This is a genomic window from Ignavibacteria bacterium (assembly GCA_016707005.1).
Taxonomy (GTDB): Bacteria; Bacteroidota; Ignavibacteria; order Kapaibacteriales; family Kapaibacteriaceae; genus UBA10438.
Genome location: JADJIQ010000005.1, coordinates 873,300 through 889,768, shown reverse-complemented (window position 1 = coordinate 889,768; position 16,469 = coordinate 873,300). Strand labels below are relative to the sequence as shown.

Annotated in this window: 13 protein-coding genes and 1 tRNA gene; 5 read left to right on the top strand and 9 right to left on the bottom strand. The window is 52.9% G+C overall.

Going from position 1 to position 16,469, the window contains the following annotated elements; genetic code table 11:
* The first annotated feature begins 10 nt into the window (after positions 1–10).
* Positions 11–1,048 (top strand): 4-phosphoerythronate dehydrogenase, encoded by a 1,038-nt coding sequence (locus IPI29_12090; protein MBK7413286.1) that lies wholly within the window; start codon positions 11–13, stop codon positions 1,046–1,048.
* Positions 1,041–1,562 carry a dTDP-4-dehydrorhamnose 3,5-epimerase gene (gene rfbC, locus IPI29_12085; protein MBK7413285.1) on the top strand — a complete coding sequence of 174 codons (522 nt, stop codon included), beginning with the start codon at positions 1,041–1,043 and terminating at the stop codon, positions 1,560–1,562. Before IPI29_12090 ends, rfbC begins: the two co-directional genes overlap by 8 nt.
* Before the next feature lie 120 nt (positions 1,563–1,682).
* Here the strand turns inward: rfbC and IPI29_12080 are convergent, their stop codons facing one another.
* From IPI29_12080 to IPI29_12060, 5 genes are all read right to left on the bottom strand, one after another.
* Positions 1,683–3,086: a phosphoglucomutase/phosphomannomutase family protein gene (locus tag IPI29_12080; GenBank protein ID MBK7413284.1), complete on the bottom strand. Its 1,404-nt coding sequence runs from the start codon at positions 3,084–3,086 to the stop codon at positions 1,683–1,685.
* A 61-nt stretch (positions 3,087–3,147) separates the two neighbouring features.
* Positions 3,148–4,425 carry a phosphopyruvate hydratase gene (gene eno / locus IPI29_12075; GenBank protein MBK7413283.1) on the bottom strand — a complete coding sequence of 426 codons (1,278 nt, stop codon included), beginning with the start codon at positions 4,423–4,425 and terminating at the stop codon, positions 3,148–3,150.
* Positions 4,426–4,488: 63 nt separating this feature from the next.
* Entirely contained in the window at positions 4,489–4,794 is a 306-nt protein-coding gene (locus tag IPI29_12070; protein MBK7413282.1) for a 4a-hydroxytetrahydrobiopterin dehydratase, read from the bottom strand.
* 2 nt (positions 4,795–4,796) lie between these two features.
* Positions 4,797–5,120, bottom strand: coding sequence for a thioredoxin (trxA, locus tag IPI29_12065; GenBank protein ID MBK7413281.1), 324 nt, complete (start codon positions 5,118–5,120; stop codon positions 4,797–4,799).
* Between the two features lie 103 nt (positions 5,121–5,223).
* Entirely contained in the window at positions 5,224–5,865 is a 642-nt protein-coding gene (locus IPI29_12060) for a dephospho-CoA kinase (protein MBK7413280.1), read from the bottom strand.
* Between the two features lie 166 nt (positions 5,866–6,031).
* Here IPI29_12060 and IPI29_12055 point away from each other — a divergent pair.
* Positions 6,032–6,103, top strand: a tRNA-Glu gene (locus IPI29_12055).
* 342 nt (positions 6,104–6,445) lie between these two features.
* On the opposite strand, the gene IPI29_12050 is transcribed toward IPI29_12055, so the two are convergent.
* Positions 6,446–8,017 carry a T9SS type A sorting domain-containing protein gene (locus IPI29_12050; GenBank protein MBK7413279.1) on the bottom strand — a complete coding sequence of 524 codons (1,572 nt, stop codon included), beginning with the start codon at positions 8,015–8,017 and terminating at the stop codon, positions 6,446–6,448.
* 837 nt (positions 8,018–8,854) lie between these two features.
* Here IPI29_12050 and IPI29_12045 point away from each other — a divergent pair.
* Complete coding sequence (locus tag IPI29_12045) at positions 8,855–9,745, top strand: YihY/virulence factor BrkB family protein (GenBank protein ID MBK7413278.1); 891 nt, start codon at positions 8,855–8,857, stop codon at positions 9,743–9,745.
* A gap of 180 nt (positions 9,746–9,925) precedes the next feature.
* On the opposite strand, the gene IPI29_12040 is transcribed toward IPI29_12045, so the two are convergent.
* The 3 genes from IPI29_12040 to IPI29_12030 form a co-directional block, all read right to left on the bottom strand.
* The gene (locus IPI29_12040; protein MBK7413277.1) at positions 9,926–12,469 is read right to left on the bottom strand and encodes a S8 family serine peptidase; all 2,544 of its coding nucleotides are present in this window, start codon (positions 12,467–12,469) and stop codon (positions 9,926–9,928) included.
* Positions 12,466–14,229, bottom strand: a complete 1,764-nt coding sequence (locus tag IPI29_12035; protein MBK7413276.1) for a hypothetical protein — start codon at positions 14,227–14,229, stop codon at positions 12,466–12,468. Before IPI29_12035 ends, IPI29_12040 begins: the two co-directional genes overlap by 4 nt.
* Positions 14,230–14,302: 73 nt before the next feature.
* Positions 14,303–15,811, bottom strand: coding sequence for a hypothetical protein (locus IPI29_12030; protein ID MBK7413275.1), 1,509 nt, complete (start codon positions 15,809–15,811; stop codon positions 14,303–14,305).
* A gap of 223 nt (positions 15,812–16,034) precedes the next feature.
* Here IPI29_12030 and IPI29_12025 point away from each other — a divergent pair, with 223 nt between their 5' ends.
* A complete protein-coding gene (locus tag IPI29_12025) occupies positions 16,035–16,457 on the top strand; it encodes a hypothetical protein (GenBank protein ID MBK7413274.1) in 423 nt (140 codons plus the stop codon).
* Positions 16,458–16,469 lie beyond the last annotated feature (12 nt).

The window sequence follows — 16,469 nt, the reverse complement described above, 5'->3', positions numbered from 1 at the left end:
GCGAACACCCATGCTCTTCATTGACGATCAGATCCCACACCTCGCCGAAATTCTCTCACACACAGACGGTGTGTCGCGGTTCGACGGAAGAGCACTCACACGTGAACAGCTCCGCAGATCTCGCACAACGGCGATCTTTGTTCGCTCAGTAACAACTGTTGATGCCAAGCTCTTGGCGGGAACAGACGTGGCCTTTGTAGGCTCCGCAACGTCCGGCATCGACCACATCGATATCGAGTATCTGGAGTCGCGCAATATTCGTTTTGCCTCTGCACCTGGCTGCAATGCCAACGCCGTTGCCGAGTATGTCCTCGATGCCTTGGAAGAACAGTCTGTTGCACCTGGTGCATCGATCGGCATCGTTGGATTCGGTCACGTAGGTTCGCTCTTGGCACGTTATGCACGAGCGCTAGGATTCAAGGTGCTGGTGAACGATCCGCCCCTTCTCGAGTCCGGCGCCACGTTCCCCAAATGGGTCAGGGTAGTATCGCTGAACGAGCTCGTTGCAGCTGCAGACGTAGTAACACTTCATGTACCTCTTACGGAAGACGGTGCACATCCAACGCGCGATCTTATCACGGCCGAACTCCTTGCATTGTGCAAACCAGGAGCGTTGATCATAAACACAGCACGCGGTGGCATCATTGACGAGCAAGCCTTGGCAAGTCGCACAGCAGCCGGCTCGCTCCGTGCTGTGCTCGATGTGTTTGCGAACGAACCCAACATCGACCCCTTTGTGACCGAACGTATCACTCGTTGCACGCCGCACATTGCCGGATATACCGTCGAAGCAAAGGAGAAGGGCGCACTGATGGCCTATGAGGCATACGTTGGACATCCCGTTCGAATTCGCGATGAAGCAGAACTCACCGAGGAACAATTGGCTGAGCAGAAGCCCCTTACAACCATCAAACCAGTAGTGGCACCGTATGATCATCATGCGCGTATCACACCCGATACGTTTGATGAGCTACGAAAGTCCTATCCGCTTCGCACGGAACGACGCACTCCACCAACATGGGAAGAGCTCGATGCCCTTGATGCTTGAAGAGGTGATCTTCGATGCAGTGATGGTTCTCCGTCCGGAGAGATTCAATGATCACCGTGGTTATTTCGAAGAGACCTATCGTGCAGACATGTGTCTACGATATGGCATTCCTACTGACTTCGTGCAAGACAACCACTCACGCTCTACCTATGGCGTGTTGCGTGGCATGCACTTTCAAAACATCGAGCCCATGGGGAAGATGCTGAGAGTTGTACGCGGTCAGATACAACTCGTAGAGATCGACATCCGCAAAGGTTCTGCTACCTACGGCAAACACGTGAGCATCGACGTCTCCGACAAAAACGGTCGCGTCGTCTGGATCCCACCCGGCTTTGCCAATGGCTTTGCCGTCCTCAGCGAAGAAGCAGATGTTTCGTACAAATGCACAGCCCTCTACAATCCTTCTGGGGAAGGGGCTATCAATGCACTCGATCCCTCACTCGGCATCCGCTGGCTTATTGATGATCCGGTGATGAGCGAGAAGGACCGTAATGCACAGCCTCTTAATTACTAATTACTAATGACTAATGACGGGGAGTCACACTGAGCGAAGTCGAAGTGTTGTCATTAGTAACTAGTAACTAGTAACTAGTAACCAGTAACTAGTAACTAGTAACCAGTAACCAGTCACTTGTCATTTCATCACCAGAGCAGCATTGAGAAGCTCATCTACCACTTCGAGTGAGTTTGCTTCTGCGTAGAATCTGATGAGTGGTTCTGTGCCAGACGTACGCACAAGAAGCCAGCCATTCTCTACGTAGAATTTGAAGCCGTCCTTTGTGTCGATGCGCAGGACCTTGTGGTTTCCGATGGTCATTGGCTTCTTTGCAAGTGCTGCTAGGAGCGACTTCTTGCGTTGTTCAGTAACGCGCACATCATGGCGGCGATAGCGATGTGTACCGAATTCAACATCCAGGTCATCGCATAGCTGTTTGAGGGACTTCTTCTTTGTGGCCATCATTTCCAGAAGGAGAAGGCCATTGAAGACGCCGTCGCGTTCAGGGATATGAAGTGAGGTGCCAAGTCCGCCCGATTCTTCGCCACCGATGATGATCTTTTCCTCGGACATAAGTTTTGCTACATGCTTAAACCCAACAGGTGTTTCATGGAGCTTGATCTTGTTCTTCTCGCAATACAAGTTCACCATAGAGGATAGAGACACCGTCTTCACAACAGCACCCTTGCGCTTCTTATCCTCGTAGAGATACTTCATCAGAAGAACAAAGATCCTATGCGGATCAACATAGGCTCCGGTATGGTCCACTGCGCCGAGTCGGTCAGCATCACCGTCCGTGGCAAGCCCCATATCAGCCTTCTTCTTCCGAACGGCAGCTGAGAGTGGAAGGAGACATTCTGCGATCGGTTCCGGATGATCTACTTCTCCGAAGGACGGATTGTAGTCGCCGTGGATCTCGAACACCCCAGGAAGAATGCGGTGCATGAAATCGATACCCGCACCATGCATCGGGTCATAAACAAGCTTCACACCGCTCTTCATGATGAGATCGAAATCGATCTTCTTCTTCAGATAGCTAATGTAGGCTTCCTTCGCGTCGAACAGCTTGATTGTCTTTTTTGCGAGATAGGCATCGAGAGTATCAACGTTCGCTTTTGGTGCCTTGCCCTTGAGCGCAGCAAGCTCCTTCTCGATCTTGGCGATCTGTTCCGGGAGAGCCGGACCGCCGAATGAGGCCTTTACCTTGAAGCCGTTGTATTCAGCAGGGTTGTGAGACGCAGTGATAACGATGCCGATCTGCGCCTTCTTCTTCAGCGTGTGGAACGAAACCTGCGGAGTGCTGGAGAACGTATCGGTGAGATGCACCGTAATGCCGTACGACGCAAGGATGCGCGACGTCTCGATAGCAAACTCACGCGAGAGGAATCGCGTATCATGCCCCACAACAACAGAAGCCCCCTTCGCCTTAAGCTTCTTTACATACCGTGCTGTTGCATGAGCCACAAGCCCAAGGTTTTCGAACGTATAGTCACGCGCGATGAGGCCACGCCAGCCGTCGGTTCCAAAGACGATGTTATGCATTGCAGTTACTCAGTTACGGAGTTACGGAGATACGGAGATACGGAGATACAGAGATACGGAGCTACGCGATCGTCGTGTCGCCGGCGTATTCGGCGTCTTCGCCCAGCATTTGTTCGATGCGGAGCAGTTGGTTGTATTTGGCAACGCGGTCTGTGCGACAAGGGGCTCCTGTCTTGATCTGTCCGGCGCTGAGGGCTACGGCTAGGTCTGCGATGGTGGCATCTTCCGTCTCACCCGACCGGTGCGAGAGAATAGCGGAATAGCCATATCGCTGCGCCATGGCAACAGCATCAAACGTCTCGGTCAGCGTTCCGATCTGGTTCACCTTTACGAGGATGGAGTTGGCAACACCTTCGGCAATGCCACGTGCAAGGAAGCTAACGTTGGTGACGAAGAGATCGTCGCCCACCAGCTGTACCTTCTCACCAATTGCGTCGGTCAGTGCCTTCCATCCTTCCCAGTCGTTCTCGCCCATGCCGTCCTCGATGCTCACGATTGGATACGTCTCCACAAGCTTTGCATACCAGTCCACCATCTGTGCAGTGGAGAGTTTCTCCTGCGTCGACTTATACATCACATATCCGCCGTCCTTCACCATCTCGCTCGCAGCAACGTCAAGGGCAAGAACAATATCCTCACCAGCTTTATAACCGGCTTTATGAATTGCCTCCATGATCACATCCAGCGCTTGTTCGTTTGAGGCGAGGGAGGGGGCAAACCCACCTTCATCACCGATGCTGGTGTTGAGCCCCTTAGCCTTCAACACACCCTTGAGAGCGTGATAGGTTTCGGTGCCCATACGAACGGCCTCGGAGAAGGTCTCAGCGCCAACCGGCATCACCATGAACTCTTGGATATCGACGTTGTTATCGGCGTGACGTCCACCATTGAGGATGTTCATCATTGGTGTTGGCAGCAGCGTTGACCGTACACCACCGAGGTAACGGAAGAGCGGCAGTCCATGGAACTCCGCTGCAGCTTTGGCAACGGCCATCGACGCACCCAACAGCGCATTGGCGCCGAGTCTGGCCTTATTCTCCGTGCCATCGAGGTCGATCAGGATCCTATCGATCTGACGTTGATCCGAGGCATCCATGCCGATCAACGCTTCAGAGATCTCACCATCAACATTCTCTACTGCGTTCTTTACACCCTTTCCGCCGTACCGTGCTGCGTCACCATCACGCAGCTCCACAGCCTCGTGTTCACCCGTGCTTGCACCTGACGGCACAGCCGCACGTCCAAACGATCCGTCTTCCAGGATCACATCTACTTCAATGGTTGGGTTTCCTCGTGAATCGAGGATCTCCCGGGCAAAGACATCGGTTATGTTGCTCATGGTAGTTACGGGGTTACGGGGTTACGGGGTTACAGGGTTACAGGGTTACGAATTCGCTATTCGCTATTCGCTATTCTGAATTCTGAGAGCGTCGATCTGTTTTGCCAGCCTCACATCCAAAATCGTCAAAGCCCCTTGATCATGAGTGGAGACAGTGATGCGCAACTTATTCCAGCCATAGACAAGGATATCGGGGTGGTGGTCCATCTTTTCTGCGAGCAGGGCGATGGCGTTCACCAGACCGATGGCGGCTGCAAAATCAGAGGTAGGCATCTCACGAACAAGAGTGGCGCCGTCAAGGCGCCACAGTGGAATGTCGATCAGATGTTCAGAGAGTTCAACCTCGCTCAATGGTGCGGGGCGTGCCATGATCAGTTCAGTTGAGCGTTGAGCTTTTCTGTGATATAGGCCTTTGGTACGGCGCCGACGATCGTGTCAACAACCTTACCGCCCTTGAAGATGAGCAGGGCTGGGATCGAGCGGATGCCGAATTCCATAGCAACGCGTGGGTTGTTATCTACGTCCACCTTTGCGATGGTAGCGCGTCCGTCATATTCACCGGCGAGCTCATCCATGATTGGAGCGATCGCGCGGCATGGTCCGCACCAGGCGGCCCAAAAATCAACGAGAACAACCTTACCGGCATTGATCTCGGTGGTGAAAGAATCGTCAGTGAGATGCGTTGGTTGTGCCATGAGGCGTGGTTCCTGAGACGAAGAATCTTGAAACGTTTGCAGTGGTGCAAACCTACGGAACTACGACGAATGCCTGCGTTCTCAAGTGTGAACAGATACTTGTTCAATCTTCTGAAGGGGCTTCTTCTGAGTCAGGGTCGGGGAACGATTCCAAGATCATTGCAACCAGCCCCACAGCCCCCTCCAGATCTTCGTACGATCCGCCATTATCGATCACGAAATCCGCCAATCCGCGTTTTTCTTCCATCGACATTTGTTCGCTCATACGGCGTTTCACCTCATCGGGCGAGGCACCCGAGCGTTTCACCACCCGATCGATGCAGACCTCTTCCGGGGCATCTACCACCACTACCCAGTCGAACCCCTCTTCCAGCTCCACTTCGAACAACAGAGCCGATTCGATGGCCATAAGGGGCGTCCCCTTTTCCCGTTCAGCCTCGATCGTGGCCAGGTGTGCATCCAGCACCCGCGGGTGGACGATCCGGTTTAGAGTTGTCAGCCTATGATGGTGTTCCGTCGACCCCCCAAACACCAACCCCGACAGCACCTTCGCGTTAACCCCTTCCGGCGTAAGGACTTCCTCACCAAACGCCTCCTTCAGCTCCGCCCTAACCACCGCGTCGGAAGCCATGATCTCCTTTGCCGTAGCATCAGACGCATAGACCTTCCAGCCCCTTTTTTGCAGGATCTCCACCACCGTGGACTTCCCCGTACCGATCCCGCCCGTGATGCCGATGAGTTTCATATAAAGAGAGTTACTTGGTTAAGGGGTTACGGGGTTACTGGGTTACGGAGTTACGCACAAAGATAACGTCAGCCAGTAACCCCGTAACCTTGTAACCTCGTAACTAGGTAACTCCATATCTCCGTATCTCAATCTTTTCCTATATTTGTGGCTCTCTTTACCAGACGCACCGTTCGTCTAGGGGTTAGGACACCGCTCTTTCACAGCGGTAACACGGGTTCAATTCCCGTACGGTGTACTCATTCAAGGCCTCGTCGCAAGACGGGGCTTTTGCGTTTTATGGGGGGGGGCTGCTATCACGTCGGGAGTCTTACTCTCCCGGAGTCATGCCGGGTGTCTTACTCTCCCGGAGTCATGTCGGGAGTCTTACTCTCCCGGAGTCATGCCGGGAGTCTTACTCTCCCGGCGTCACTCCCGGCGTCTTACTCTCCCGGCGTCACTCCCGGAGTCTTACTCTCCCAGCGTCACTCCCGGCGTCTTACTCTCCCGGCGTCACTCCCGGGGTCTTACTCTCCCGGCGTCACTCCCGGGGTCTTACTCTCCCGGCGTCACTCCCGGTGTCTTACTCTCCCGGCAAAGATCACCGGACGATCACGACAGGGCTAACAGCAACGATGCCATCGGCATCTGCGATGTGGAGCAGGTACGTGCCTGGCGCAAGGTTTGTGGTGTTGACTGTGACCTGCACGCCGTCGATCGTGGTGTGTACTTGCCCCCTCTCACCCATCAGATCAAGGAGCTTGATCTCGGGGTTGGCAAGGGGCGATTTGAGCTGCACCTTTACGAGCGTGGTGGCTGGGTTGGGGCTCACAACGATAGTGCGCTCATGAGAATCGTGCACGGTGGAGGGCCCAGACACGCTTGGGTTGTTGTAGCGGGCAAGAGCAATACGCGACTGAGTTCCGTCGTGACTTCCCCCTGCAACAAGGATCTTACCATCTGGTTGAAGGATCGAGGCAAAGATCTCGTCGCTGCTGGATCCGAATCTTGTTGTGATCGTTCCTGAATCGCCGAACGTTTCGTCGATCGTACCGTTGATATTGTAGCGTACGAGACCAAAGCTGACCTCTGAGCCGCTCGTTCGCAGACCCGATGTGACGACCTTTCCATCAGGCTGCACGAATACACTAGAGGCTTCGCCAACTTCCACGATCGGACCGATGTCTGTGGAGGCCACACCACCCAATCCAAAACCCGGATCAGGCGTTCCATCGGGAGCAAGCCTGATAGCAACGAAATCTTCGAATCGGTTATTCGAGCTGGTTGCAATGACGATCAACCCTTCTAGCGTAACGACTACCGCATTACCATACTCGTCAAACGTACCAGTTCGTTCGATCCGCTTCATTCCGTTCACACCGAACGCTCCATCCAAAGCACCACTTCCCTTGTATCTCGCCAGCACGGCGTCCGCATTAACACCATTTGGTTCTGAAGTGCCAACCACAAGAATTGCATCATCGTTGATGACGTACACGGCATTGGCAATATCTGTTCCAGGGCCAAACGACGTGGTGACAACTCCTGCTTCTCCAAAGGTTGGATCTGGCACTCCGAAACGATCGTAGCGCACGATGGCAAAGTGTGCATCGGAGCCGACTTGAGCATAGCCAACGGCCACAATAGTCCCATTTGGCTGGATCGCTACACCGCGACCTGATGACCATCCACTTCCAACAGGGGTTACCACGATACCACCATCGCCAAAGCTTGGATCTAGTTGACCTGTTTTTGCCACATATCGGGCAAGGCTCATCATCTCTCGTCCATCTACTGTGCTCACCCCACACACTACGATTGCACCATTAGGCTGAATAGCCAGCGAATGAGCCAAGGCATTTCCGGTACCTATGGGGGTAACCGTTACACCATCCAACCCAAACGAAGGGTCCAGGGTACCGTTCGGAAGGTACCGGGCAACAAAGAACGCGTACCGATCCACCAGGTATGTCTTCCCTGCTACGACGATCTTTCCATCTTCCTGAAGACCTATTGCCTGAGCAACATCATCAAAGACGCCAAGCGTGGTCGTAACCCTACCATCACCGTCGAACGTAGGATCAAGCACTCCGTCCTGTGCACGAAGGGGGCAGGCACTAACAACAAAGAACGAGCACAATAGCGGCATCAATGTCATTGCAGAATACTTCATTGCCGGATCCCCTATATACGCCGTGGTATTCCAAAGCGGTCGTTTTGAGTGACGCCTGTTTCTTACTGGCCAAATCTATCGAAGAGTTAGGTATCTGGTCATGCCGGGAGTCTTGCTCTCCCGGTGTCACGTCGGGAGTAATCCCGACGACCACGTGCCGATGCTGCCGTTACAGAGCGAGGAGAGGGGGCGCTTGGTGCGGTGATACTCGGGATCCTACACCTATTCAACCCTACTTTTAGCATGCCATGTCACAACATATCTGAGCAGCAATGCAGACAGCTCCCAAGATAGAATCAATACCATCACGAAAAGCGATGCGAAAACCGTCGGGCTTAGATGCCAATGAAAGCCAATATCCGACAAATGGGTTAGGCAGATGATTGTTGCGCGCGTCGCACCTCACATACTCAGAACCTTATAGCCACCACATTACACTTAGCCATTCCCACTCGGCATAGCCTTGTTAATCATCACATCTACAATCTATCATTGGGACTAGCTAATAAGAATACCCCTAGATGCGGTGGTCAGTTGCGTGCGGTATCCCCTGCAAAGCGGAACCTAACAGTAACACCTACTGTACAACCGCCACAATCACTTGCTCTTGCTAACGATTACCCACACGGGTGTCAATGCGCACAACAGAAACGCACACAATGCAGAAGAAGTACAAAGAGCTAGACCTGTCTGTAGAGTGGGCGACCACTTGCGCTACGTAGATAACACCGCGAAACCTAAGGTTGATGTTTCCCTTAAACACGCCTACATGCTCGCACTGAACCTGGGCAATAACGATAAGGCGAAGAAGAAAAAGTGAAAGAGCATCTACGAATAGTGCTAAAGGCCTTAAAAGCAGCTCTCAAAGCATGGTGGAGGAATGACCCGTTTAAAGAAAGTGCGGCTATATCGTACTACGCCATATTCTCGTTGCCCGGACTGCTAGTCGTGATCATTGCCGTTGTTGGGTATTTCGTTGGGCAAGATGCCATCAACGGACAAATCTCGGCCCAAATCACGTCAACGATGGGCGCAGATACAGCGAGGCAAATACAAGACATCACAGCGAAAGCGTCCGAATCAGCGAATTCACTATGGGCTGCAGTCCTTGGAGTTGTAACGATAGCATTAGGCGCAACTGGCGTGTTTGCACAGTTTCAGCAATCATTGAATACTGTTTGGAAGGTAAAGGCAGATGCTTCGGAATCAGAGATACTGACGATGCTCAAAGCACGCATTCTCGCCTTCGGATTGATAATGGCCTTAGCATTCGTACTCATCGCATCATTGGTAGTGTCTTCAATACTAGCAGCACTGGGGTCTTGGATATCCGGCAGTTTTTCCGACTCCCTTCTCATCGCCTTGGAAATAGCGAACAGCCTGATATCGCTTCTTGTTCTGTCCCTGTCGTTTGCGCTCATGTTCAAGTATTTCCCGAACACAAAAGTAGAATGGCGACAAGTCTGGATTGGTTCAGTCGTTACGGCCGTTCTCTTTGAAATGGGAAAGTTCTGCTTAGGACTCTATTTCGGCACGGCAGAGCCAGGCTCGGGATACGGAGCCGCCGGTTCAATTATTCTCATACTCCTTTGGGTCTCGTATTCGTCCATGATCATATTGTTCGGCGCTGAATTCACCTATGCCTATTCCGAGATACACGGTTGGAACACATCTTCAGATGTAGGTGCATCCCGCATTAGCATAGACTTCGAGCCCACAGATACGTAATCATCGTCTGTCTCCCGGAGTGATGCCGGGAGTCTTACTCTCCCGGAGTCATGTCGGGAGTCTTACTCTCCCGGCGTCATGCCGGGAGTCTTACTCTCCCGGTGTCATGCCGGGAGCCTTACTCTCCCGGAGTCACTCCCGGAGCCTTACTCTCCCGGAGACGCTCCCGGAGGCGCGCGCTCAATAAGGGACGCTCTTGGTACTCACAGTAAACGGATATGGAGCCCCTTCCGCAGACTGCCCTGGATCTGCTTTGTAGACGCGTAGGTAGTAGGTGCCGGGATCCAGTGCGTTCTTTGTGAGGTACTTTGTTTTTAGCCCGTCTGCATTGTCGGGACTTTCGAGAATGAGGGTTGCATTGCCGTTAACGCGTTTGTAGAGCGACATCTTCATGGCAATGGGCTGTTGATAAAGGATCACTCGGATGTTCTTTCGATCCGGCGAGACAACAAAGGAATACCAGTCGCTCACATCGTTGGCACATGCGCGCGCGTTGAGCACTCTGTCTACATCAATTGGCTTTGCCATGTCTATGGCATTGTTGGACTCGTAGGTGTTGCAGTCATTGCCGAGCGTAAAGAACTGGGTCGCCGAATATTCGCTCTTGATGTTGTCCGCATAGACGGATTGAACAGCCCACGCATATCTACCGTCAGACACAAGTCCATTGACCTTCACTGACGTACCAACGGCATTGGCAACGCTCCAGTTCTCTTGCTTCGATGTATTGCTTCCGTCAACCGGGATGTAGATCACTCGATACGCTTGTGCATTAGGGTCACCCACCCAACTGAACGTAACACTGGTTGGTGTGATCTTCCCTGCAACACATTGCGTAGGCACCTTTGGCGTGACGGTAAAGGTCTTCTTGATCGTGGTATACAACGATGTGTATGGTCCGCGCCTTGCCATCACCTGAATCTCATAGGTGGCCAACTCAATACCGTTGATGATGGTGCTGTTGGTCTTTAGATCGTCCTTGATGATCCACAACGCCGTCCCGACCTTCCTATATCGCAGCTTATACACTGCTGCTTCGGGGACGCGCTGCCAACTGATGTTCACAGAAAACGCCTGTGGTTGGTCTGCTTCCTTCGTGTGCATAAGGGAGGATGTTGCTGTTATGTTCTCAGGAGGGGGCAGGTAGAGATCGGCATTGCTGATGCACCGTGAGAAGAGTTGTTCGCCACCAACGAGTGGACCGTTTGTGACAACATTTACGCGATAGATCTTGCCAACAACGGGATTGTCGATAACCACCTGCTCAACATTGTCACGGAAATTTCTACCGCGTGTTGCCAAGGCCTTCGGGTTCTTGAAGTTGAGGATCCATGGTCGGTGAAGCTCGGTGACATTCCCGTTCGCCTTCACATCGATCCACATATCGACGTCGTTCACAAGCTTCGGCATCGTGTCGGTTTTGTACGCAGCCTCTACGGCACCACCTTCGGTAACCGTTGCAGGCGGATCACTCCAGGCTATCGTTATGCGCAGCTTTCGGTCGGCTCTCTTTGCCTTTACATAGAAGTGCTGGTTCACGTTCTGGACAAGCCGAAACTCGTTCAGCGAAAATCCACCGTCGTCAAAGCCATTCTTTATCTGGTATCCCGCACTTTCGGCATCGATAACACCCCATCCGTATTTGAAGTCGGGTCCGGCTGGGCCTTGATCTATCGCTGTGTGGATGAGAACTGCCTTTGCGGTACTTGGGAGCATATCCACCCCATGTATCCGAACAAAGTACTGTTGCAACTGTGCTATCACCCCTGCAACTGCGGGCGCTGCAAAGGACGTTCCTTGCGTAGTGGTGTATCCGTTGAGATTGGATTCGCTCCCGGCAGCAACGATGTCTTCGCCTAACGCAACAAGATCCGGCTTGATCCGACCATCATTTGTCGGTCCGGTAGAACTGAAAGACGACAACACGTTATCCTCTTTGAGGCTGCCAACGGTGATAACATTCTTCGCTGTTGCTGTTGGAGGAAGCACATCAAATCCATCCACTCCTCCGTTCGGTCCGTAGATGGCCAATGATGTAGCTGGGTCATACTTGTAGGTGTTGTTGGCAAATCCTGGCCGTTGAATTGTTACAGTACAGTCCTTCTTTGGCACATCTCCGCGTTCATTGCCGGCTGCAACAACAGGAATAACGTAGTTCGATGCATAGACCACAGAGTCAAACGTTCTCGACGAGGCAAGGTAGGCGCCGAATGGGTCAACTCCTTGTTGTGGATTAGCACCATACCATAGCCACTTGCCCGTGCTGCTGGTGCGCCACCCGTATCCGATACCATAGGAGTGATTGGAAACAGAGAACTTCTGGGTTGTAAACAGCTTTGAGAAGACCTTCGCTTCACTTTCGATCTGATCGAGATAGTAACTCTGAACCTTGCTCTCTGGTGCCATCCCTTTTGCTGATGGCTTCTTGCCTCGTGCACAAATGACGCTTACGACATTCGTGGCGTGCTCAGCAAATCCTGCTGAGTCGCTGTTGATCGGCATTGTAACGCGCTTGGACACAAACTCTGTGTGATAGATGTTTGCAAAGCCCCCTACCTCAAACACACCTACGATCCTTCCCTTTCCTGTAGCGAGAAAGGGCTCCTTCCATAGGAGATCCGCTCGGTGAAATATGGGACCCTGCTGTGCTACAAGTGCGAACGATGAAGCCAGACACACAGCAACAATGACTGCAACGGAACGAAGTGTTGGAAGTGTGATCATGGTAGGAGCGATACAGAGTGGAACGAAGTGGTAGCGCCCAACCGAGCGATCAGCGTATAGAATCCGGGTGGCAAGTCCACGCCCTCGATTACGACATGGTGTGTGTTCTCTTCAATAACTACCGTTCGAACATGTCTGCCCCGAACATCAAGGAGTTCAAGTACTCCCTGGGCGGTGTGGTCTGGTAACATCACTCGGATAGAAGCGATAGCGGGTTGTGGTGCAATCACCACTCCCGATTCTATGTTTATGTCCTGGACGTCGGATGTCGCGTTTGTCGCAAAACGATACACATCTGACCATTCACCGATGAGTGATGATCGAAGTCCGCGAGCTCTCCACCAGTATTGTCTTCCTCGCTGGATCGTATCGGCTACGGTTGTGGTATCTCCAGTGCCAATACAGAACGTTATCGTTTCGAATGTTTCACTGTCTGTGAGCTGTACTTCATACGACTCTGAACCTTGCGTTTGTTGCCATAACAACGATGGAAGGAGATCCACATTCATTGCTCCATTTGCCGGTTCAATGAGCCGTGGTTTTGAAGGGGGCTCATCGGAACTCTCACCAATACGGAACAGAAACTCTGTTGACCATGGCGATACGCTCCACCATGTTGCCGTTGCTACCCTCCATCGCACCACAGTTCCAACAGGAGGCTGGGCAATTCTTAATGAGCGTGTTGATGTGATCTGCACAGATGACGTATCAGAGAGATCATCATTCAGTGCATACTGTACAACAAACTGCACATCGCTATCGGGCTGAATCCACTCGAGTGTTATTGAATCCTGCGAGCCATCGAGTACCGTTGAGTTGTCCAACGGTAGCACCGGTGTTGGGATCTGACGTGATGAGTCAATACTCTGGAGAGTTGAGAACGACCATTCTTCCGACCATTCGCTCAAGCCATTCTGCGTCCTTGTACGCACACTCCAGTGCCAAGTGGTGGGGGTTGACGAGAGTGGAACGTCGAGGCTGGCGTCTTCAATTCCAGTGAAGATCACCCCCGTGTCCCCTTCAGCATCTGATACAAGACGAAGGTCATAGTCGATGGCTTCTCGAGGGACAGACCACGAGCACACCACGCGTTGACCTTCCACTGTTGACGTGTTTGCCGGTGCAAGGAGGATCGGCGCTGAAGCTGGATTACCATGAGGGACTTCTGTGGTAAACTCCATGGTCTTTGTCCACGGCCCGGGTCCACCTGCTGCGGATACCTCACGCAACCGCCAGCGGTAGTCCGTGCTCGGGAGCAAGACCTGCGTGATCGATAGCGTGCTGCTTGTGAACGTTTGCGAAGTAGCAACGAAGTCTGTGGTATCTATCTGCAGCTCATACTGCGATGACGGTGTGTCATCTGTCCACTGAAACACCACCATCGGAGCTACACCAATAGCCTCGTGCGCCGGGGAGACCGGAACAGGTCGGCTACCCGAAGCCTCCGTTGTAAACGTTCCTTCAGCACTCCACGGTCCGGGCACTGAGTCCATCTCTCGCACTCGCCAACGGTATTGAGTTAACCAATCAAGCCCCTTAGCCACTACCGATCCGGATGCGGAGAACAGCACCACATCAGGTTCCGAGGACCCCGTACGAAGGCATTCGACTTGGTAGGTGGGTGCTCCGGTGGGGCGCCACTGCAGCACCACATCCAGCGGTTGGTCTGTTGCGCCGCTGGTTGGGGAGGAGAGAAGGGGCTGAGAATGCGCCATGAACGACGTTAGCACAAGCCCAAGGAGACAAAGGAGAGGTTTCATGGAACGAAACCTAGGGCATCCATTGCGGATGGTGAAACCAACTTCCCTCGTAAATCAGGTTCCCACGAATGGGCTAGAGTTGTCGCCCCGGACTTTCTGCCACGGAAACCTTGGCGATCGACGTTCCCTGGGCGTGCGATATGAGCCAGCATCGCAGTACGTAGCTCAGCATCGCGTCGGACTTTGTCAGCTCTTTATACAACGCATTTTCACGTTGGAGTTCCTGTTGAGCTACGGCACGCACTTCCTCTGCGGACCGTGCAAGCATGAATGTGCGGACAAGTTCGAGCATATGTTTCTCGTGGTCCGACATCTTGCTTTTCGTGCGTGTGGAGCGTTTTGCCGAACGGTAGGAGCTTTCAATGAGGTCAAACAGTTGCAGTTCAAACAACGCCGCGTATTGAATAACCCGCATTGAGGTTACGACGTGATCGAGTGCATGAGTGTCGAGGAGTGTCGCTGCGATCTGCTTATGTGCGTCGGACCAATTGCCGGAGAGAAGGAACACGTAGGCAAATCCTGCTCGGATGCTTCGCACGATGTAGTGATTTGTATACCGTTCATATTCTGCGAGGCGAGCCTCAAACGAGATCAATCTCTCTGTACTATCGTGGAAGGCCCCCTTCAATAATGCCAAGACATTATCGAGTTGGGTGAGTACCTGAAACTTGCAGAGTCGAAGTTCATGCGACTCATCGCTGAGTTGTTGGAGTCGAGCATGAATATCATCGAGCACATCATACCGCGTAGCCTGCAGAGCCCGGCTGTAATAATTCGTTAATGCTCCGGCATAGCTTACGGCATGTTCATCTCGAAACGACGGTGATGACTCCCACGCGTCAATGTTCATCTGTGCATAATGAAACGCTAGATCCGTTTCGCCAAGCAGAACATGGATGCGACTACGAATGCTTGTATAGGTGATGCGTTGCTTAAAGGTGATAGGCGATCCATCCTGCATAAACGGATGGGCGAGAAGTTCGCGCAGTGCACGTCCTTCTTGACCCTCATGAGCTTCGCGCATAAGTCGTTGTGCTGTACTCTGGAGGTGGACGTATTCTACATCTGCTGCGAGGATCTTGATTGCTTGCTGCGCTTCGGTATACAGAGCATCTTGGATGGCTGAGCTATCGAGTCCATAGATATCATTCACAAACGACACTTCGATATTGTTTGCAGCGAGCAGGGTAAGAGCGTTTGTGTCCTTCTCTGCAGCACTACGTACTTGTCGGAGCAGTCGGCCCGTCATCTTGTTCAGCCCCTTATTCCGAAGAATCTTCCCAACGAACAGGATCCGCGCTTGCTGCCATGACGAACCCGAGGCGCCATGGTAGTCGCAGAGGATGCCGATGAGCGATTGCTCCAGGTATTTCTTCAGCATGGGGAGTCGGACCGAGCCATGTCGTTCCGCGATCCGCTCCAGCACCTCCGTCTCGTTATAGACCTCTTGTTGCTCAATGATGCTGTATAGCGTAACGTAGTGAGACTCCACCTCATTGGAATAGCGCAGAGCGATGTACCGTTTCTCGTTGGGAGACAGTGCATGAATGAGGCTATGGAGGGAATCTGAGGGGGGCTTCATTGGTGCAAAGTTGCCGAATCGCGTGTTCTTTGACTCCGGGAGTCTTACTCTCCCGGAGTCACTCCCGGAGTCTTACTCTCCCGGCATCACTCCCGGAGTCTTACTCTCCCGGCATCACTCCCGGAGTCTTACTCTCCCGGAGTCACTCCCGGAGTGTTACTCTCCCGGCGTGAGGTATGTGGACGTTCTTCCGTAAAATCGCCCTACACTTCGGAGACCTCCTATGCCACCACTCGTACGCCAGATCCTTCTCACACTCCTGGGCATCATCGTTGGTGCCATGACCAATATGGCTACGCTCAAAGCCGGGATGATGGTTGTTCCGTTTCCCGCGGGCTTCGACCCGAATACGCCGGAAGGGATCGAAGGGGCGATGCAGCAGTTCACGGTGGCGAACTTCATTGTCCCGTTCCTTGCACATGCTCTTGGGACGCTGGTCGGTGCATTCATTGCGGCAAAGTGGTCCGGAACATCATCTCGACTCCCCGCGCTGATCGTGGCAGCCACGTTCTTCATCGGTGGCGTGATGATGGTTATGCAGATTCCTTCGACGCCTACGTGGTTCATGGCACTGGATCTGGTCGGTGCGTATTTCCCGATGGCCTACCTCGCACATGCGATCACAACGAAACGTCGACTCGCATAGAGTCCAGTCTCC